We start from the raw sequence: 19,692 nt of genomic DNA, 5'->3' as shown, positions 1-19,692 counted from the left end.
ATGCTTACAAAACGAATCATTCCCTGTCTGGATGTAAAAGACGGCCGGACGGTCAAAGGGGTCAATTTTGTGAATTTGCGCGACGCGGGCGATGCCGTAGAGCTGGGCGCATTGTATGCCGCTCAGGGAGCCGATGAGCTGGTTTATCTGGACATTACCGCTACCGTCGACGGTCGTTCGACATTTATTGACCTCGTGCGCAGAGTAGCACAGACGATCAATATCCCTTTTACCGTCGGTGGTGGTATTTCATCCATCGCGGATGTATCCGCACTATTGCATGCGGGCGCCGATAAGGTTTCTATCAATTCGGCAGCGGTACGCAATCCGGACCTGATCAACGAACTTTCGCTGGAATTTGGAAGTCAGTGCATTGTGGTCGCGATCGATACGCGTTATATCGCAACGGAAAACGGACACGAGCATATCGTGCATACGCATGGAGGAAGGAAGGCGACTGAAATACGGTCTATCCCCTGGGCCAAAGAGGTTGAAGACCGGGGAGCGGGAGAAATACTACTGACCTCCATGGATACAGACGGTACGAAGAATGGTTTTGCGCTGGAACTAACCGCCACGATATCGGGCAATGCCCATATTCCGGTAATTGCATCGGGTGGTGCCGGGAGCATGGAACACTTTTATGATGTGTTCACGAAAGGGAAGGCGGATGCCGGCCTGGCAGCCAGTATTTTTCATTTCAGGGAGATCGATATCCCGGATTTGAAGGATTATTTAAAAAATAAAGACCTGCCTATCCGTATGACCCGGTAAAGGTGCGTTTCAAAAGAATATATTGCGGTTTCATCGGTAGTTGATGTAACTGCGACATGATTAATTGACCAATTTAAGATGAGCGAAACCTTTTCAACCATTGATTTTGATAAATCGGCTGACGGACTTATACCGGCCGTGATCCAGGATGTAAAAACCGGTAAAGTGCTGATGCTGGGATATATGAATGCGGAGGCCCTGCTGAAAACACGCAAGGAAGGTACCGTGACATTTTTCAGCAGGAGCAAGCAGCGCCTCTGGACGAAAGGCGAAACATCCGGGAATTTTCTGTTTGTGAATGAAATTGCAGCCGATTGCGACGGGGATACATTGCTGATCAAGGCAACCCCGGCCGGGCCGGTTTGCCATACTGGGGCGGACACTTGCTTTGGGGAAAAAAATAGCCAGCCGGAGATTGCTGAAACACGGCAGGGAGAAGCATCCTTTCTCAATTATCTTCAGAAAGAAGTAATCCGCGAAAGGAAACTGAACCCTACGGAAGCTTCGTATACAAGCAGTCTTTTCAAAAAGGGAATCAACAAAATTGCACAGAAAGTTGGGGAGGAAGCGGTCGAAGTAGTGATTGAGTCGAAAGACAACGACGACGATCTTTTTAAAAGCGAAGTCTCGGATCTGCTGTTTCATCTGCTGGTTTTACTGGAACAAAAAAACATTGACTTAGATGAGGTAATTGACGTACTTCGTAGCCGTCACCAATAAAAACCAGATCAGTATGAAATTACTCCTACGCCTTGTAATCAGTACTTTGGCGATACTTGTTGCGGCCAATGTCGTTCCGGGGGTTTTCGTTGCCAGCACCACCACGGCCATTATTGTCGCTATTGTGCTGGGTGTTCTAAACACCTTTCTGAAACCCGTTCTACAGATACTCGCACTCCCGATCACCATCCTGACGCTGGGGTTATTCTATTTTGTGGTCAACGTATTTATTATTTACCTGGCCACTTTCCTTGTAGACGGCTTTGCGATAAGTGGTTTTATTTCCGCATTGTTATTTGGTCTGGTGGTTTCTATTGTTTCGGCGATCCTTGGTATGTTTTTGGATTGATGTGAAGAAAAGTCTGGTGATCAGATTTGTAAACATTTCACATGATTTGAAATTTACAGCCTATGCTAAGTCAACTGGAGGAAATCAAGGATACCCTTTTTAAGTATTTCGAAACCCGGATCGACCTGTTCAAGATCGAAACCCGCGAGAAGATCGAGCGGGCGGTGGTAATGGCTTTTTATGCGGCCATTTTGCTGTGTCTGGGACTGACGATCCTGATCCTACTCGTCATATTACTGGGTACATTCCTGAATAAATGGCTGCAAAGCGACTATCTGGGCTTTGTTATATTGCTCGGTGTGTTCATCTTGAAACTCGCTATAACGATTATCTGGAGGGAAACCTGGGTGAAATTGATACGCAGGATTATCATTCGTTTTGTGAAGGAAAAAGGGGAATAATGCTTTTTGGCAGCTTTATTTGGGGATAAATTTCTTCGAATTGCTATTTTTGGATTCCTTTTGAAAATTTCTCAGGTCAGTATTTAAACAGCTATGAAATGAGTTCTTCAACAGATTCTTCGGTAAAAATCACCAAACCGTTTTCATCGGATACGGACAAGGACAAAGAAGATTTGTTGCATGACGCAGATCTTTACCGAGATAAACTGGAAGTTCAGTGGAACGGCCTTAAGCAGGAAGCCACGGAATATGGCAAGCAGGCGCTGGTGATAGGGGGTGTTTTGGCAACGACTTTTGTAGTCATGAATGCTTTGTTGCCCAAGGAGAAAAAGAAAAAGGAAATTTATATCGAACCTGTTGAGCCTGAAAAAATAAAGGTCTCTGAAATCAAAACCCAGTCTGCAGTGGGACAAGCCGTTCAAAGTTTAGCCTGGACATTGGCTGTGGGATGGGCGCGCCAGAAGCTGAAACATTTTATTGAAGACGAACGAAAAACCGAATGAAAGCAGCGAAACATCAAGTCGCAGACCTCCTTTCCCAACGAAAAGAAGAAAAAAGGAAATCGTTTGCTGTTCTTCTGGATCCGGATAAAATTAACCTTTCCACTTTTCCGAAATTCCTTGGATATGCGGCGGAGCATGGCGTTGATTTCTTTTTTGTAGGAGGGAGCCTGATCACCAATTATGCGATCGATAAGCTTATTGCTGCAATTCATGAGTATACCGACATTCCCGCCATTCTTTTTCCGGGGAGCAGCCTGCATATCGAACCAACGGCGGACGCAATCCTGTTGCTGTCGCTGATATCCGGGCGTAATCCCGAATTACTGATTGGACAACATGTCATTGCCGCGCCTCTTCTGAAAAGAAGCGGAATTGAAGTACTTCCAACGGGCTATCTGCTCATCGAAAGTGGTAAACTGACCACCGTTTCCTACATCAGCAACACAACGCCGTTGCCTCGCGATAAGCCGGGCATTGTTGCCTGTACTGCATTGGCAGGGGAATATCTTGGACTCAAAAACATATTCCTGGACGCAGGTAGCGGAGCACAATTTCCTGTTACCGGAGAAACGATCGCTGCGGTACGAGAGGCAGTCGATACACCGATCATCGTCGGAGGGGGAATCGATTCCTACGAAAAGGCAGATAATGCATTAAATGCCGGTGCGGATGTGATCGTTGTTGGAAATGGGATCGAGGCAAATCAGGAGCTATTACCCGAAATTGCCGCATGTGTAAAGGCCTATAATGGGAAATTAGAAAGTGTTTAGGGGTAATGATAGAATTAATAGGATAAAATAAAGTGATTTGAGAATTTTCTAAGGAAATTTTAAGTTCTTGGAAAAATACAAACTCAAAATTTAGGAATATTCAATTCGATCCTATTACCTTTGCATCGAACCTTAATTACACCCAAGAAATGAAAAAATTCTTTGCATTTGCGTTTGTTGCCGGGATGGTAGCTTTCGCTGCTTGTACTAGCAAACCAGCTGACGAATCTGCTGACACTACTGCTGTAACTGTAGAAACTCCTGTTGATACTGCTGTTGTTGCTGCTGATACAGCTGCTGCTGATACAGCTGCTGCTGACACTACTAAGAAGTAATCAGACGTACAAGTCGAAAATTCTGAAAAGCCCTATGAAAGTAGGGCTTTTCTTTTTTTATTCGGGTATGAAAAATGTGTCTTTGAGGTCGTATGTTCCCGCGGCGGCCAGTGACTATTGCGAGGATTTGTTTCGTGCCCACCGGTTTGACTTTTTCCTTTCCCGTCCGCGCCGCACCAGGCTTGGGGATTTTACGGTGAAGCCCGGACTTACTCCCCGTATCACAGTCAATGCCAATCTGAATCCCTACGGTTTTCTCATTACTTATTTACACGAAGTGGCGCATTGCATTGTGCATTACAACTACAAAGGAAGGGGCCGCAAGCGGGTGGCGCCGCACGGGCCTGAATGGAAGTATGAGTTCCGGCAGTTGCTACTGCCTGTCATGAATGAAAGGGTATTCCCCGAAGACATTCTCGTCCCTTTGCTTCGTTATTCTGAAAACCCTGCTGCATCTACAGGAGGCGACCAGAAGTTGTTCAATGCGCTCCGGAAGTACGATGATCAGGATTTAAGCTCCGGCAAAGTATGTCTTGTTCAACTCGATGAAGGTTCCAGCTTCCTATTCCAGGACAGGATATTTACACGAGGATCTCTTAGAAGAAGTCGTGTACTATGCACGGATAATGCCTCGAAGCGTCTTTATACTATTCCAGCTCATGCATTGGTTGAAGCATGTTGATGTACGCAAAATCTTAGGCTGCGCAGTGTTATGCTGCCTGGGTTTGTTGATATCATTCCAGGTCCGTGCGCAAAAATCGGTGCTTGCAGGTGGACAATGGTTTAAACTGGCGGTTACAGAATCGGGTGTATACCGGATAAATATAGAAATGCTTGGCCGGATGGGAATCGATGTTTCCGCTATTCAGCCTGCCGGAATCAGGATTTATGGAAATGGCGGAGCTATGCTGCCACAATCGAACGGGTCGGGATATAAAAATGCACTTACTGAAAACGCCATTTGGGTGACCGGCCAGGACGATGGAAAATTCGACAAGGAGGGTGCCGTATATTTTTATGCAGAAGGCCCTCACATCATCCAGTATGATCCCGCCAGGGCTGAGTTACAGCATCAGATCAACTACTATTCCGATACTACTTACTATTTTCTCACGTTTGGTAGCGAAAATGGACTGAGAATCAAACCGGTAGGTGATATTTTTAACGCCAATGCGAAGATACTGAGCCAGTTCGATGATTATTGGTACCACGAAAACGAATCATATAACGTTCTGAAATCAGGCCGCGACTGGTGGGGGGAGTATCTTGGAAATACATCGGGATTCAGTATGGAGGTGAATATTCCCGGCGTTGTTCCCGCATCAGATTTCAAAATCCGGGTATCGGCAATCGGGGCGGCGCAAGTACCAACCCGTTTTTCGTGGCACATTAACGGGAGTGCGGCGGGCGAAACGTCTGTTGGAACCGTTAGTCCCGGGACCTACGATGTGAAGGCTTTAAAGTCTGAGGCCAGTTATGTCATAAAAAATGCGGTTCCTTCTTCCGGAATATTCCAAATAGGAGTTAACTATAATAAAAATGGTCAAAGCTCGGCAGAGGCTTACCTGAACTACCTGGCGTTACAGACGAAACGCCAGCTGCGTGTGTACGACGGACAGCAGGTGTACCACTTCCTGCCCGGGGTTTCGGACACGGTGACTTATCAGTTTATGGCGGCATCAGAGGGGTTCAATCTTTGGAATATTACAAATTCCCTTGCTCCGTCGTCGATTTTAAGAAAGGACGTCAACGGAGCATTTCAGTGGTCGGGGGGAGATGGAAAGAACCTGAGGAGATACATTAGCTTTAAGCCGGAAGAGACACCTGCGCCGGCAGCCTGGCAGCCGGTCGCTAATCAGGGAGTTGGAAATGTGTCGACTCCTGATCTTTTAATCGTTACTCCTCCGGCGTGGAAGGGTGAAGCAAACCGTCTGGCGGCGTTCAGGAACACGCATGACGGTCTGGATGTGCTGGTGGTGACCACTGAACAGATTTATAATGAATATGCTTCGGGCAAGCCGGATCCTACCGCAATCCGGGATTTTGTGCGTCAACTTTTTTTGAAATCTCCCGGAAAATTCAAATACCTTCTGCTTTTCGGCGATGCCACGTATGATTACAGAAACCTGCGTGCGAATCAATCTGTATCGCAGAGGGCCGCCTGGGTGCCGGTGTATGAAAGCCGGGAGTCGCTGAACCCTGTTTATACGTATTCATCGGACGATTACTATGGTTTCATGGACGCGGATGAGGGAATTTGGAATGAGACAACTGCGGGTGATCACACCGTCGATATCGGAGTAGGGCGACTGCCTGTAAAAAGCCGGGAGGAAGCCCGGATTGTTGTGGATAAACTGATCCGGTATGAATCAGGTGCTACGCTCGGGGCGTGGAGAAACGGGGTAATATTTGTGGCCGACGACGGAGACGGGAATATTCACCAGCGTCATGCGGACCAGTTGGGCAAGCTCATCCAGGGACGCATGTTTCCAAAGAGAGTATTTGTTGATGAAGTTGTTCAAACCACGACCGAGCAGGGGCAGAAAGCACCGGATATCAATCGGGCGATCCGCAGCGCGATCGATAACGGTACATTGATCCTGAACTATACGGGGCATGGAGGTGTGACCGGCTGGGCTGAAGAGCAGGTGCTTACGCTGGCAGATATGCTCTCGGCACGCGGAATGAATAACTTGCCTTTGCTGCTGACAGCGACCTGTGATTTTGGTCGTTATGACGATCCGGGCACTGTGTCGGGCGCCGAACTGATGGTGCTGAGCCCGAAGGGAGCTGCGATAGGGGCTATCAGCACAACACGGCCTGTTTATTCCAGTACCAATTTTGCATTAAACAAGGCATTTTACGAGGCTTTGCTCAATGCGGAGCCTGACGAACGTTTGGGAGATTTGTTCAGGAAAACGAAAAACAATGCATTGAGCGGTAGTCTCAACCGCAATTTTACATTGCTCGCGGACCCGTCCATGATGCTGTCGCCTGGTCAGAAAGGGATACGCTGGACCATGCAGCCGGATACATTGAAGGCGTTGAAAAAGGTTACATTGACGGGAGAGATTTTTGATCCGCTGAACGGGAAAAAGGATATTCTTTTTGACGGAACGGCCAGGGTAGTTATTTACGATAAGCAAATCGAGTTCAGTACGCTCGGCAACGAAGGGAGCACGGAGGCTTATTCTGAGTTCAGAAGCAAGTTGTTTGACGGCAAGGTATCGGTCAGCGCAGGACGTTTTGATTTAACGTTGTTAACCCCGAAGGACATTGATTACAGAATGGGTGCAGGACGTGTGAGCGTTTATGCAGTCAGGTCAGACAGTACCGCAGATGCTTCCGGGCAATTATCAGTGATGGTTGGCGGCAGTGCTTCACCGGGGACGGATACAACACCGCCGGAACTGACAGGCTATCTGAATACGCCATCATTCAGGGATGGGGACACCGTTGAGCCATCGTCAACGCTTGTGATTCGCGTACGGGATGAAAACGGGATCAGTATTTCCCGGGCGGGGATTGGGCACGACATTACGATGACTCTGAACGACACGCTTACGGTGGTTTTGAACGATTTTTACACGACCGAGCTCGATAGCTATTCCGCCGGGACGGTTATATATCCATTAGAGAATCTTCCTCCCGGTAAATATATAGTCCGCGTAAAAGTGTGGGATACATATACTAACTTTTCTGAAATAGCGTTCGGGTTTCTAGTGGGCCCGGTAAAGGGAATCCGACTCAACACGCTTAATATTTACCCAAATCCATTTCAGCAGGACCTGAGTATAGAACTCAGCCACAACAGAGTAAATGAGGACGTCGAATTAATTTTTAATATATTGCTTGCTAATGGGCAACGTCTGGGTACTTTCAAAAAACAGTATTATAACAGCGAACCGGTTATTCGGGAGACTTTGGAGACATTAAACTGGAGAAACAGGGTTCCTGCTTACGAATCGCTGGTATATCTGTTACAGATCAGATCGTTAAAAGACAATTCCGAGGACCGCAAAGCAGGTAAACTGATACGATCTCCTTAGGATAATAAAACTTATCAATTTTTTAGTAATAACTATCTTTCATTGTATTTTTGACCCTTTAACGAAGCTGATATAAGGCACTTCCTATCGCAAATCCAATTTCTATGAAACTTTTTTTTGTTACATTATCCTCACTATTCATTTTAACATCCAGTACGCTTTTCGCCCAGTTGGATTCTACCAGAAGGATACCAGCATCACCACTTTCCTTTTTAACATTTGCCCCGGATGCTAGAAGTGCTGCGATGGGAGAAGCGGGAGTAGCGTTGAGCCCGGATGCCAATTCGAGTTACTGGAATGCGGCAAAGCTTCCCTACAACACAAAAGATTTTGGAGTTTCTGCTTCCTATACACCGTGGTTGCGCTATCTGGTGGACGACATGTGGCTGGGATATCTGACTGCCTATAAAAAATTGGGTGACAGACAGGCAGTGGCTCTTTCCTTCAACTATTTTAACAATGGTGAACTGGATTTACGCAATGCGACCGGCGATAATGTAGGGTATTTCAATTCAAGAGAGTTCGCCGTAAACGGAACGTACTCACGCCAGCTTGGTAAAAACTTCTCCATGGGGTTGACTCTGAAGTACATCTCATCCAACCTCGCAGGTAGTGCGGTAATCAACGGTGTGTCATTAAGCCCCGCGCGTGTTGCGGCAGGTGATATCAGCGCTTACTATAAGAAAGAATTCAAAAACGAAGACACAGGCAGCGAGCTGGTGTGGTCGTTGGGTGCGGTGCTATCCAACCTGGGCGGTAAAATTAACTACGGCTCCGGCTCCGATACAGAGAACTTCATTCCTACCAACCTGAAAATAGGTACAGGATTGTCCTACACCGGCGATGGAAGAAACCGTTTTAACTTTATCCTCGATGTTAGCAAACTAATGGTGCCAACTCCGGACGGTAAAACGGATATCAATACCAAGCCATTATTGAACGGTGTGTTCGGTTCATTCTCGGACGCTCCGGACGGATTTAAAGAAGAAATTCAGGAAGTCGCCATCGCAACGGGTTTGGAATACTGGTATAACAATATCTTCGCCCTGAGAGCAGGTTATTTCGGGGAAAATAAAAACAAAGGAGACCGCCGGTTCTTTACCGCTGGTGCAGGTCTTCGTTTCGCTGATAAGTATGCGGTTGATTTTGCTTATATGTTCCCAACTACACAAGGGAGCCCGCTCGCACAGACATTGCGTATCACATTGTCGCTGGCATTGAACAAAGCAGAAAAACTGGACGTAAGCGACAGCGAAAACTAAGCGATATCAGAGATTTAATTTGTCGAAACGAATGGCGTTATTGCAACGTCATTCGTTTTTTTATACTCACCGCCACTCATGTTACTGGACCGCACGATTGCCCCTGACTTCAAAGTTATTCAAACCATTAACCTGCCGGAACCCAGGACTTACACGCTTGACAATGGCGTTGCCCTGCATGTGATCAACATCGGTGAGCAACCGGTAGTGCGACTGGAGTGTATTTTTGAAGCGGGAAACTGGTACGAGAGCCACATTGCAGCCTCCTATTTCGCAATCAAGATGTTGCCGGAAGGAATAACCGGGATGACGTCCCAGGAGGTCAGTGAGGCGTTTGATAATGTGGGTGCGTTTACCGAGATGACTCACACTTCCGACCGCGTCGGGATTGTCGTTTACTGTTTATCCAGGGTTCTGCCGGATGTATTGCCGTTGGTCGAAAAGTTGATCAGTAGCTCGACCTTTCCTGAGAAAGAGTTTCAGGAACTAAGGAATATTACTCTTCAGAACCTCAAAGTCAATAAAGAAAAAAATGCATATCTGGCCACAGTGGAGTTTAGGGCGAAGCTTTTCGGGACTGGGCATCCTTATGGGCAGAGTCAGAGCGAAGACGGAATCGCCGGTCTGGAAATGGCCGCAGTACTCGATCACTACAACCGATTTATCAGGAATGGGAAGTACACAATAGTACTGGCCGGACAGGTGACGGAAGAAGATGTAGCGTATGTCAATCAGGCCTTGGGGCAAAGCCCTGTGAGCGCAGATAGCACCAAGGTCGCGTTTACCCCTTCGGAAGTTTATCAGGGTGTTGAGACGCTGGTAGAAAGGCCCGACAGTGTACAATCTTCAATCCGAATGGGTCGGATATTGTTCAACCGCCATCATGCCGATTATTTTAAAATGCTGGTGACTAATGAAATACTGGGCGGGTATTTCGGTTCGCGGCTGATGAAGAACATTCGGGAAGAAAAAGGGCTTACTTACGGGATTTCATCCCATTTGGTGACGTTGCGGAATGCGGGATATCTCATGATCGGGACGGATGTGAAAAAAGAATTCACTCAGCAAACGATCGACGAAATCAACAAAGAAATATACCGCCTGCAAACCGAACTTGTCGGTGCGGAGGAACTGCAGACTGTCAAGAGTTTTATGGCTGGTGAATTCGCAGGTTCCTTAAACACTGCATTTGAAGTAGCAGACCGTCGTAAAATTCTTTTGCTGGATGATCTGCCAGCCAATTTCTTCAATCAATATATCGACCGCATTCATGCTACTACGGCTGAGGATGTGATGGCAATGGCCAATACTTATCTGAAATCGGACGATATGTTGACAGTGATTGCGGGTGGTAAATGATTAGCCCTTGGCTTTATCCAATGCATCCTTGTAGGCTTTAAGGCAACGCTCCCGGGCCATTTTATGGTTGACCATGGGTTCTGGATAGTTGGCGGTGCCAATTTCCGGAACCCATTTTTTTATATATTCTCCTTCCGGATCAAATTTTTCCGCTTGTGATGCCGGGTTGAATATGCGAAAATAAGGCGCGGCATCTGTACCTGATCCGACCGCCCATTGCCAACCGCCATTGTTGGCTGCAAGGTCATAATCCAATAGTTTTTCCGCAAAATAAGCTTCTCCCCATCGCCAGTCGATCAGCAGGTGCTTGGAGAGGAAGCTTGCTGTGACCATTCGGACACGGTTGTGCATAAATCCGGTCGCATTAAGCTGTCGCATGCCGGCATCCACAAGCGGATAGCCGGTTTTTCCTTCACACCATTTTTCGAAGTCTGCTTTATCATGTTTCCATTTGATGTGGTCATAGGCCTTTCGAAATGCCTCACCCTTGCCTACGTGCGGGAAGTTGAAGAGTATTTGCTGGTAGAAATCCCTCCAGATCAGCTCGTTCAGGAAGGTTCCGCTATATTCCCTGGCCTGACGCGCAAGCTCCCGTATGCTTACCGTGCCAAAGCGGAGGTGCACTCCCATGCGGCTGGTGGCTTCCGCTGCCGGGAAATCACGTTCCTTATCGTAATTTTTGAGTAATGCTGATGTCAGATGATCCGATGGAAAATCATAGTGTACGTGTGCGAAACCCATTTCTTCTAAGGTCGGAAGGCCTGGTCCCTTCCAATGCTGGAACTTGCTGAAATACTTTTTGTTGGGGTACGACGACAGGTAGAAGTCGCTGCATTTTTCTTTCCATGCGCGGCTGTATGGCGTGAAAACGGTATAAGGAGAACCCTGGGATGTCAGGATTTCCTGTTTTTCGAAAATAACCTGGTCTTTGCAAGTTTTGAACGGAATGGCTCTCTTTTTTAGGATTTTATAAACCTCCTTGTCCCGGTGAATTGCGTAAGGTTCGTAGTCGGTGTTGGTGTAAACTTCCGCGATATCATATTCTTCGACGAGTTGTTCCCAGATTTTTACCGGAAATCCGTATTCTACCCGAATATCTGCATCATACTGGTTCAGTTCCCCGCGTATTTTCCGCACTGCAAGATCTATAAAACCGAGCCTTAAATCCTTTTTTTCTTCCAGGTCGTCGAGGATGGCACGGTCGAAAATAAACAGCGGTACAACCGGATACCCTGACCGCAGGGCGTAGTAAAGACCCGCATTGTCGTGCAACCTCAAGTCCCGACGGAACCAGAACAGCGTAATTTTTTCCTTCGTTTTCAGACTCATGCGATTTGGGTGGTCACGATAAGGTAAGGGTGAATGTGAATTAATTACGAAATAAGCCCTTTTTTAGATTTTGTCATGATTTGAAATCAACAGCCGGAACCGGTTTTTAATGCGCCTGTCTGGAGCGAGTATGGATATTGAAATAGTATATTTACCGTCTGGGCGGCCTGGCTATTATGCATTGTCCTCACCAATCAATCTTAACTTAATCTGAATTCATGAAATTTACACTCGCAATCCTTTTCAGCCTTGTTTGCCTTGCGGCTTTTGGACAAAAGAATGCCGACAAACAAGAATGGAAGCAGCTGTTCAACGGGAAGAACCTGGATGGATGGGACATTAAGATCCGTGGCTATGACCTGAACGATAACTACAAAAACACGTTCCGGGTAGAAGATGGTAAAATGGTGGTCCGCTACGATCAGTATGATGACTTTGCGCAGAAATATGGGCATATCTTTTACAAAGACGATTTTTCTTACTACCGCATTGCCGTGGAATATCGTTTTGTGGGAGAACAGGCACCCAAGGGAGAAGGTTGGGCATGGCGTAACAGCGGCGTGATGGTACATGGACAACCCGCGGCGACGATGGGGAAAAATCAGGACTTTCCGGCGTCCATTGAGGTGCAATTATTGGGTGGAAATGACAAAGTACGGACTACCTGCAACCTGTGTACACCCGGTACAAATGTGGTCATGGATGGCAAGCTGATCACTCAGCACTGTGTTAATTCCAAATCCAAAACTTATAATGGTGATCAATGGGTGAGGGCTGAAGTACTTGTGCTGGGCGATTCCCTGATCCAGCATTTTGCAAACGGTGAAATGGTGTTGGAATATAACAAACCGCAGTTGGGCGGTGGCAATGTGAGCGGCAACGATCCGTCATTGATGATCGCCGGCAAGCTGCTCGACCATGGGTCTATCTCATTGCAAAGTGAAAGCCACCCCGTTGAATTCAGAAAAGTGGAAATTCTGGATCTGAAAGGCTGTATGGACCCGAAAGCTGCGAACTACAAGTCGTATTACGTGAAGGCTGATAATAGCAAGTGTAATTACGGGAAGAAGAAATAGGTTGCATTAACTGACAAACGTCACCCTGAGCGCAGTCGAAGGGTCGTGCACGATGTTTCCGTACCGACTGTCTTCGACTTCGCTCAGGGTGACATCCTCTTTCAGTCTGCAAACACAATATTACAACCGCACAATCTCCGCACCGATCGCATTCAGACGCGTGTCGATGTTCTGGTAGCCCCGGTCGATTTGCTCAATGTTGTCGATGATACTTACACCTTTTGCCGACATGGCTGCGATCAGCAATGCAACTCCTGCTCGAATATCGGGAGAGGTCATGCGAATACCGCGTAACTGTGTTTCGCGGTTGTGCCCGATTACGGTGGCACGGTGCGGATCGCACAGAATGATCTGCGCGCCCATTTCAATCAGCTTATCTACAAAAAACAGGCGGCTTTCGAACATTTTCTGGTGAATCAGCACGGTTCCCTGAGCCTGGGTGGCTGTTACCAGGACGATACTCAACAAGTCGGGTGTAAAGCCCGGCCATGGCGCGTCGGCGACGGACAGTGTAGAGCCATCCAGGTAATTTTCAATGCGATAGCGCTCCTGAGCCGGAATGAAAATATCGTCTCCGCGGAATTCCATCTGGATTCCCAATCTTTGGAAAACATCTGGAATAATGCCCAGTTCCGGAATGCGGCAGTCTTTGATCGTAATTTCAGATTGGGTCATGGCGGCAAGGCCAATAAAGCTTCCGATCTCGATCATGTCAGGCAGCATCGTGTGTTCGGTACCGTTCAGTTCACTTACACCTTCTACCACCAATAAATTGGAAGCAATGCCCGAGATTTTAGCGCCCATGCGGTTCAGCATTTTACAAAGCTGCTGCAAATAGGGCTCGCAGGCTGCGTTATAAATAGTGGTGGTACCTTCGGCCATTACGGCAGCCATCAGCACGTTGGCGGTTCCGGTCACGGATGCCTCGTCCAGCAGCATGTAGGTGCCTTTCAGGTTGGCGGCATCTACCTTGTAAAATCCGCCGTCTTCTTCATCATAACTGAATGTGGCTCCGAGCTTTTCGAAACCCAAAAAGTGCGTATCCAACCTTCTTCTGCCTATTTTATCACCTCCCGGACGTGGAATCCTTCCTTTGCGGAAACGCGCCAGCATAGGCCCCAATAACATCACAGAGCCACGTAAAGCCGCAGCTTTCTGACGAAAAGACTCCGATTCCAGGTAATCCAGGTTGATTTCGCTGGCCTCGAAACGGATAGAAGTCTCGCTCAGACGCGTCCGGCGTACACCCAGATCACCCAGGAGGTTGATCAGCTGGTTTACGTCACGGATATTGGGAATGTTATGAATAGTGACCGGCTCTTTGGTGAGCAACACAGCGCAGATGATCTGTAATGCTTCGTTTTTGGCGCCTTGCGGTACGATTTCACCCTTGAGACGCTTATCTCCGGTTATTTTGAATGATGCCATAGAAGATTTTGGGCAGTTGAGACTGTATAAAATGAAACCTGGATGTTACATTCCAGGTTTTTTGCGGTTGTTGTTGCGATTGTTATTGTTTCCGTTGTTTCGGCCGGAGAACTTGTTGGGCCTGTTACGGTTTTGATTTCCCTGATTATTTCCTCCCTGCCTGTCGGAGTTATGGCCGGATTGCGGTTTGAAGCTTCCGCCTGTGTGGCTGGTATGGTTGATCCGGTTGCGCTCCTGGTTATTGTTCCGGTCTTTGGGAGCGGCTTCCACGGGGCCGTTTTTCCGGATGTAATCGATTTCTTCTTTCAGACGGCCCTTGCTCAATTGTTCCAGTTGGACCAGTAAGACATTGTCCTCAGGATTGTCCTTGTTCCAGGCATTGAAAAATGAGCGCATCAGGCGGAATATGTAGGACACGAACGCGATCCGGTCTTCCTCGTTTTCCGTCTGTACAGCCTTTTCCAGTAACAGTTCGATATTACGTCCGTAGTGACGGAATGTGAGGTTTTGCTGATTATATCCTACCCGAAGCGGTTTTTTCCCGAGTGCTTCTTTGGAGGGAGGAGGGAATGGACTGTCAACGTCCAATTCGAAACCGGAAATAATGTAAAGGTCGTCCCACAGCTTATTGGTGTAATCCTGGTTATCCCTCATATTAGGGTGGATCTGCCGCATCAGCTCGACCAGAATGTGTGCGTAAAGGTTGCGTTTTGCCTTGTCCTCCATCTTAACAATGTGGTCGGCAAGCTTTTGTACGTTACTACCGTATTCTTTCAATGGGATATCTTTTATATAATGGACAAAAATAATAAGTTTTTGTGGAAACAAAATGAGGAATAATGCTAAAACAGGCACCTTGGCAACCCCGCGGTGATTTGGGGTTAACCTAATGAACGTAATGCAGATGCCCCTGCATGCCTTCGGGAATATCGGATAATGGTATTCCGGGGCGTTGATTGGGTGTGATCTTGTAGTAGTACGACCCCGAGGGTAATGGTTCCGGCGTCCAGAACCATTCATTCAGACCAGTATGACATGTCAACAGTTTTTGGAAGACCATTGTTCCTGACGGGCTTGTAATCGAAAGAATGAAGTTTTGCCGGACGGGTCCCTGCAGGTTCAGCGAAAAGCGAAACCATTCACCGGACGGATTCGGGGACACCGAGGCGGAGACGATTCGGGACCGATCGCTTACCATGAAGTCGATTTGGTAGGGGGCAGCTAAATTACCCGCCAGGTCCCGGCATTGAACGGTTAGCGTGTAATGTCCGGTGGATAGAAAAAATGGCAAAGTCAATTCAAATTGATAGGACCGATCTCCTGTTTTTTGCCCCTTCAAATTTCGCAGTTCAATCCGTTTGTCGGTAGAGCCCTCGCATTGTTTTCGGAGCCATAGTGCAATGATGGTCGTGTCGTTCGGCAGAATGGGGAGGGTGTCGTCAAAAACCTGTAAGTTGAGAACAGGTTTTTCGGAGACCGCGTCATCCCGTCTGAGCTGGCGTCCGTCGATCGTGATGGTGAATACCGGAGCGACGTGATCAATGGCCTTAACGTGCGCTATGTCAGCAGGTGTAATGGTCAGCATATTGTTCTCTTCGTTTTCCTCTGTCAGCATTTGCTCCGGATCGAGATGGAAGAGCCATTGCTCCTGTGCTTTGGCTTCAATGGTGCCTTCTATATGGAAGAATAGAGTGTCTGCGATGGCAGCTGCTGGTCTGATCGAATCGGGATAGCGGGTCACGACACCATCCAAATGCCTCGTAAACCTGATTTGCAATGCTTCGTGCCTGTACCTGCCATTATTTTTAATAATAAGTCCGATGCGGACGCTGTCGTCTCTGACACCGGATTCACCTGGTATCGGGGAAACTATAATGGATTCGCGGTCAATAGTGTAGTCGGGGAGCCTGGCAGGGAAGATCCGGATCGCAGGATCACCCTGTAAGGTCATTTGCTGGACAGTAATGCTATCCAGAATGGTGGGTTTCCGGTGCATATTCCTCCGTATGGCTTCGCGCTGAATGGCTCCGAAGGGCTCACTGGCGAATGATGGATCCGCGAGAACTTCGTAGAAGATATCTGTATAGCGTTTCAGAGCGGTGGATGAACCGTTGAATGTGTGTGCAAGGAAAAGCACTGCGCCGTTTCCCGGACTGAAAATCCAGTCGCTGCTCAGCGTCTTACCTGTGTAAAAAATGCTCCCCGAAGCACAGCCGTTGACAAGAATCGCGGGAAAACGTGGGGTGTTCATGTAATTTCGCAATGGATCCGTGGCAAGGCCGATATCGACGTCGGTGACATCGGGGGCTGAATGTCCAAACAAAGTAACGAGCGCCACTCCCTGATTGATCAGGTTGTCGATAGGAATCCTTTCGATGGCATTGTCAGTTAGTTTTGAGAGCGTTGTGACATTGAGAGCCAGTGGGGAATCGTCCAGTTTTTTTGCAAAGGATTGCACATAGCCCCGGAAAGCATTCAATTCATCCCTTGATCTGCCGCCGCTCAAATGCAATACCTGTTTTCGCCAGGCTGCGGAAGACGACTCTGCTTCCATTGCTTTTACTTTTTCCAGATAGTCTAGTAAATGTTTTGATGTCGGTGCATTAATCCGGCCTATGGGCACCACGGGGCAAAAGTCAGGCGAGGAATTCAATGTTGCCAGCGCTATGTCGGAGCCTGGCCAGCCCGCATTGGGTACCATATCCGTTTGCCAGGCCCCGGGCATTTTCCGGGCCTTTTGCGGGTCGATGGACTGTCCGGCCAGCAGTACGAATTTCAGATTCCCTTTCTCATGCATCCAGCGGATCGCATTGCGGATTCCCTGCGGACCGGGTTGGCCGCCATTGAACTGATCGGAAAGTTCGTGGCTATCAATGACTGCCGTTTTGAAATGGCCACCTGATGTGGAAGAACGGTACTGCGCATATTCCTGAACGGCGTCGCGCCCGTTCACAGGCACGCGCATCAGCGGATGTGTAATGATCAGGTAGTCTGCCGTTGGCTCAATACGGGAAAACCGGACGAACCTGGGTGTAAGTATTTTGAATGACTCCCGTATACCGATGATCTTTCTGGCGCCTGCTAAAATTACTCCTGCGCTGTTTTGAGCGAGTTTTCTTATCCGATGGGGGTTGGAAACGTCATAGCAGACAATATCGGGAGGTATTTTTTTTGAATAAAGAATATCCCCCACCCCCGCGAAGTGAAAGGTTTTCTGCTTTTGCCCGCTTTCAAAGGTGCCCATCTGCGGATAACGCATGCGTGCGTAAGAGACCGAAACATGTCCACCCGCGTTAGCCGGCATCAGGGTCAGAATCAACCTATCCGACTCGTCAAGATCGTTCAGTTCCGGCGCAACGCTCACCTTCTGCGTATGGCGCCCCTCTATCAGGATACTGGCCAGTTGTCTTTTCAAATGTCCCTTCTCTCCACTCCATAATGTAAATGCGTGAATTCCCGGCGACCAGCCAGCGATCAACAGCTCGACTTCTATGTTCCCGGATCGCTCCCTGGTCAGGTCTTTGGTCTCCAAAATGATTTCATGCGGCGTATTTTCTGCTATTTCCGGTCCAGTCCATCCCTCACCTTCATCGTACGCAGTGAGTACCGATCCATTTTCGAAATTGCTTTCCGGAGGGTAAAATTTGCCGGGCAGATAATGGGACGTGAAGAGTTGTAACGACTCTCCCCGATGGAAGTCAACAGAGGTCGTTGCCGGACCAGGTGGTGCATCGGCCATCCTGAGGCCCGTTACTTCATCCGTTCGCCATGTCAGAAAATAGACTGTGGTATCCGTGTACAGGCCATGATAGGAATGGGGCATCGCTGTTGGCGAGGTATAAAGTCCCGCGTCGGTATTCCCGTCATTTCTCTCCCCGTAAAAGAGTAAATGCCCGTCATGTCCGAAAACTCCGGAACGCCGTCCCGTTGCTTCGATTGTTATTTCCCTGCCTTGTCTGAAGATTTGAATAGAGGTGGTCAATATCGAATCGACGGGGGCTCCGAGCCTGGCCAGTTCTTCCCCGGTAATCTTGTAAAAACCTGTTTCCACGACCGGAATGCGCAAATACTGCCGGTTGTAATCGATCCATTCGTTGCCGAAAGGTGTTTGTGCGGACGCCTGAAAACGTATCGTGCAGCAAAAGATAAGGAAAGTGTATATCAGGACCCTTGTCATCACTTTTAGTTATGGCACAAGGACCGTGTGGCCTATTTCCGTTCTTTTCTTGCATACATGTTCATGGAAAAAGAGTAGGCGTGCTCGTCGTCCGTGTCGTGAAATTCGGAACTTCGAAGTTGCCAGTCGTCCTGATCGAATGCCGGGAAATATGCGTCTCCTGCTACCTGTGCGTGTACGATGGTTAAATAAAGCCTTTGGGCCAGCGGCAGCATTTGTTCAAATATGCTGGCGCCGCCCAATATAAATACTTCACTTTCACCGGAAAGTAACGCAAGGGCTTCGGAAATATCTTTTGCATAGGAGGTAAAGGGTTCCGGATCCGAAAGTTCCCGGGATGATAAAATGACATTCCGATAGGTGGAATGCAGTGCGTCAGGCGCTTCGTAGCTCTTTCTTCCCATGATGAATGCCTTGCCTTCCGTTACTTTCCGGAAGTGCTCCCACTCGTCGGGGAGATGCCAGGGCAGCTGGTTATGATACCCGATAACCCGGTTTTCGCTCATGGCGGCGATGATGTAAAGTTGCGGTATGTTCAAGGTAATTATAGTCGGAATGGTACGCAAAATCATGCAATGTAATAACGCATTCATTGCCAAAGTGTTTTTCAACCGATCGGCCCTGTAATTTTACCATTCATCCGAAGCACATTATTTTTTTAACATGGTACCTTGCATCGCAAAGTACCTGTGTATACCTTTGTATTGTTAGAAGTATAAATTCTATCTGTTAGCCATGAACTTTATTCATTAAAAATTAACACATGAAACCACATGAATATTGAAAATGCCCAAGTGCAGATGCGGAAGGGGATTTTAGAATTCTGTATCCTGCACATCATATCAAGGGGCGAAGTATATGCTTCGGATATGTTGGATGAATTAACTTCCGCTCACATCATGGTGGTGGAAGGTACATTATACCCTCTTCTAACCAGGTTAAAGAATTCAGGCTGGCTGGACTATAAATGGGTGGAGTCATCATCGGGGCCTCCAAGGAAATATTATGTTTTGACGGAGGAGGGGAAGATATTTCTAGACGCGATGCAGGCTACTTGGTTTGAACTGGCCGATTCGGTGCAAACCGTGATTAAGCGCTCGGAGGAATTGAGTAAAACGGCTTCGGGCAATCTTCCTGACCCTAACTGATCACTTAGAGAC

At 47.8% G+C, this 19,692-nt stretch carries 18 protein-coding genes; 13 read left to right on the top strand and 5 right to left on the bottom strand.

The window, feature by feature from the left end:
- From hisF to BP71_RS14910, 11 genes are all read left to right on the top strand, one after another.
- Nucleotides 1-774 (top strand): imidazole glycerol phosphate synthase subunit HisF, encoded by a 774-nt coding sequence (gene hisF, locus BP71_RS14960; RefSeq protein ID WP_496380493.1) that lies wholly within the window; start codon nt 1-3, stop codon nt 772-774.
- 78 nt (nt 775-852) lie between these two features.
- Complete coding sequence (gene hisIE / locus BP71_RS14955) at nt 853-1,494, top strand: bifunctional phosphoribosyl-AMP cyclohydrolase/phosphoribosyl-ATP diphosphatase HisIE (protein WP_496380491.1); 642 nt, start codon at nt 853-855, stop codon at nt 1,492-1,494.
- A 13-nt stretch (nt 1,495-1,507) separates the two neighbouring features.
- Nucleotides 1,508-1,843, top strand: coding sequence for a phage holin family protein (locus BP71_RS14950; RefSeq protein WP_496380489.1), 336 nt, complete (start codon nt 1,508-1,510; stop codon nt 1,841-1,843).
- A 62-nt stretch (nt 1,844-1,905) separates the two neighbouring features.
- On the top strand, nt 1,906-2,244 hold the full coding sequence (locus BP71_RS14945; RefSeq protein ID WP_496380487.1) for a phage holin family protein: 339 nt from the start codon (nt 1,906-1,908) through the stop codon (nt 2,242-2,244).
- Between the two features lie 98 nt (nt 2,245-2,342).
- Nucleotides 2,343-2,747 (top strand): hypothetical protein, encoded by a 405-nt coding sequence (locus BP71_RS14940; RefSeq protein ID WP_496380485.1) that lies wholly within the window; start codon nt 2,343-2,345, stop codon nt 2,745-2,747.
- Entirely contained in the window at nt 2,744-3,517 is a 774-nt protein-coding gene (locus BP71_RS14935; protein ID WP_496380483.1) for a phosphoglycerol geranylgeranyltransferase, read from the top strand. The genes BP71_RS14940 and BP71_RS14935 overlap by 4 nt, the downstream gene beginning before the upstream one ends.
- Before the next feature lie 149 nt (nt 3,518-3,666).
- Nucleotides 3,667-3,852, top strand: coding sequence for a hypothetical protein (locus tag BP71_RS14930; protein ID WP_295929076.1), 186 nt, complete (start codon nt 3,667-3,669; stop codon nt 3,850-3,852).
- 34 nt (nt 3,853-3,886) lie between these two features.
- Nucleotides 3,887-4,534 (top strand): hypothetical protein, encoded by a 648-nt coding sequence (locus BP71_RS14925; protein WP_496380481.1) that lies wholly within the window; start codon nt 3,887-3,889, stop codon nt 4,532-4,534.
- A 43-nt stretch (nt 4,535-4,577) separates the two neighbouring features.
- The gene (gene porU, locus BP71_RS14920) at nt 4,578-7,901 is read left to right on the top strand and encodes a type IX secretion system sortase PorU (protein ID WP_496380479.1); all 3,324 of its coding nucleotides are present in this window, start codon (nt 4,578-4,580) and stop codon (nt 7,899-7,901) included.
- 104 nt (nt 7,902-8,005) lie between these two features.
- Nucleotides 8,006-9,163: a type IX secretion system outer membrane channel protein PorV gene (gene porV, locus BP71_RS14915; RefSeq protein WP_496380477.1), complete on the top strand. Its 1,158-nt coding sequence runs from the start codon at nt 8,006-8,008 to the stop codon at nt 9,161-9,163.
- Between the two features lie 78 nt (nt 9,164-9,241).
- Nucleotides 9,242-10,522 carry a M16 family metallopeptidase gene (locus tag BP71_RS14910; RefSeq protein WP_496380475.1) on the top strand — a complete coding sequence of 427 codons (1,281 nt, stop codon included), beginning with the start codon at nt 9,242-9,244 and terminating at the stop codon, nt 10,520-10,522.
- Here BP71_RS14910 and BP71_RS14905 read toward each other — a convergent pair whose 3' ends face one another.
- On the bottom strand, nt 10,523-11,851 hold the full coding sequence (locus tag BP71_RS14905) for a cryptochrome/photolyase family protein (RefSeq protein WP_496380473.1): 1,329 nt from the start codon (nt 11,849-11,851) through the stop codon (nt 10,523-10,525).
- Nucleotides 11,852-12,069: 218 nt separating this feature from the next.
- On the opposite strand from BP71_RS14905, the gene BP71_RS14900 reads away from it, so the two are divergent.
- Entirely contained in the window at nt 12,070-12,927 is an 858-nt protein-coding gene (locus tag BP71_RS14900) for a 3-keto-disaccharide hydrolase (protein ID WP_496380471.1), read from the top strand.
- Nucleotides 12,928-13,047: 120 nt separating this feature from the next.
- Here the strand turns inward: BP71_RS14900 and murA are convergent, their stop codons facing one another.
- The 4 genes from murA to BP71_RS14880 are packed head-to-tail and all read right to left on the bottom strand — an operon-like array spanning nt 13,048 to nt 19,125.
- The gene (gene murA / locus BP71_RS14895; RefSeq protein WP_496380469.1) at nt 13,048-14,355 is read right to left on the bottom strand and encodes a UDP-N-acetylglucosamine 1-carboxyvinyltransferase; all 1,308 of its coding nucleotides are present in this window, start codon (nt 14,353-14,355) and stop codon (nt 13,048-13,050) included.
- 45 nt (nt 14,356-14,400) lie between these two features.
- On the bottom strand, nt 14,401-15,210 hold the full coding sequence (locus tag BP71_RS14890; protein WP_496380467.1) for a DUF4290 domain-containing protein: 810 nt from the start codon (nt 15,208-15,210) through the stop codon (nt 14,401-14,403).
- A 31-nt stretch (nt 15,211-15,241) separates the two neighbouring features.
- The gene (gene porU2 / locus BP71_RS14885; RefSeq protein ID WP_496380465.1) at nt 15,242-18,532 is read right to left on the bottom strand and encodes a putative type IX secretion system sortase PorU2; all 3,291 of its coding nucleotides are present in this window, start codon (nt 18,530-18,532) and stop codon (nt 15,242-15,244) included.
- Between the two features lie 32 nt (nt 18,533-18,564).
- Nucleotides 18,565-19,125, bottom strand: a complete 561-nt coding sequence (locus BP71_RS14880; RefSeq protein ID WP_496380463.1) for a dihydrofolate reductase — start codon at nt 19,123-19,125, stop codon at nt 18,565-18,567.
- 180 nt (nt 19,126-19,305) lie between these two features.
- On the opposite strand from BP71_RS14880, the gene BP71_RS14875 reads away from it, so the two are divergent.
- The gene (locus BP71_RS14875) at nt 19,306-19,680 is read left to right on the top strand and encodes a PadR family transcriptional regulator (protein WP_295929087.1); all 375 of its coding nucleotides are present in this window, start codon (nt 19,306-19,308) and stop codon (nt 19,678-19,680) included.
- Nucleotides 19,681-19,692 lie beyond the last annotated feature (12 nt).

This window comes from Dyadobacter ginsengisoli DSM 21015 (genome assembly GCF_059568735.1).
Note: the sequence above shows the minus strand (reverse complement) of the source record. Positions and strands in the feature narration are given on the sequence as shown.

Coding starts and splice junctions, on each gene's coding strand:
- hisF (WP_496380493.1), top strand. CDS start 1: ATGCTTACAAAACGAATCATTCCCTGTCTGGATGTAAAAGACGGCCGG.
- hisIE (WP_496380491.1), top strand. CDS start 853: ATGAGCGAAACCTTTTCAACCATTGATTTTGATAAATCGGCTGACGGA.
- BP71_RS14950 (WP_496380489.1), top strand. CDS start 1,508: ATGAAATTACTCCTACGCCTTGTAATCAGTACTTTGGCGATACTTGTT.
- BP71_RS14945 (WP_496380487.1), top strand. CDS start 1,906: ATGCTAAGTCAACTGGAGGAAATCAAGGATACCCTTTTTAAGTATTTC.
- BP71_RS14940 (WP_496380485.1), top strand. CDS start 2,343: ATGAGTTCTTCAACAGATTCTTCGGTAAAAATCACCAAACCGTTTTCA.
- BP71_RS14935 (WP_496380483.1), top strand. CDS start 2,744: ATGAAAGCAGCGAAACATCAAGTCGCAGACCTCCTTTCCCAACGAAAA.
- BP71_RS14930 (WP_295929076.1), top strand. CDS start 3,667: ATGAAAAAATTCTTTGCATTTGCGTTTGTTGCCGGGATGGTAGCTTTC.
- BP71_RS14925 (WP_496380481.1), top strand. CDS start 3,887: ATGAAAGTAGGGCTTTTCTTTTTTTATTCGGGTATGAAAAATGTGTCT.
- porV (WP_496380477.1), top strand. CDS start 8,006: ATGAAACTTTTTTTTGTTACATTATCCTCACTATTCATTTTAACATCC.
- BP71_RS14910 (WP_496380475.1), top strand. CDS start 9,242: ATGTTACTGGACCGCACGATTGCCCCTGACTTCAAAGTTATTCAAACC.
- BP71_RS14905 (WP_496380473.1), bottom strand. CDS start 11,851: ATGAGTCTGAAAACGAAGGAAAAAATTACGCTGTTCTGGTTCCGTCGG.
- BP71_RS14900 (WP_496380471.1), top strand. CDS start 12,070: ATGAAATTTACACTCGCAATCCTTTTCAGCCTTGTTTGCCTTGCGGCT.
- murA (WP_496380469.1), bottom strand. CDS start 14,355: ATGGCATCATTCAAAATAACCGGAGATAAGCGTCTCAAGGGTGAAATC.
- porU2 (WP_496380465.1), bottom strand. CDS start 18,532: ATGACAAGGGTCCTGATATACACTTTCCTTATCTTTTGCTGCACGATA.
- BP71_RS14880 (WP_496380463.1), bottom strand. CDS start 19,125: ATGAATGCGTTATTACATTGCATGATTTTGCGTACCATTCCGACTATA.
- BP71_RS14875 (WP_295929087.1), top strand. CDS start 19,306: ATGAATATTGAAAATGCCCAAGTGCAGATGCGGAAGGGGATTTTAGAA.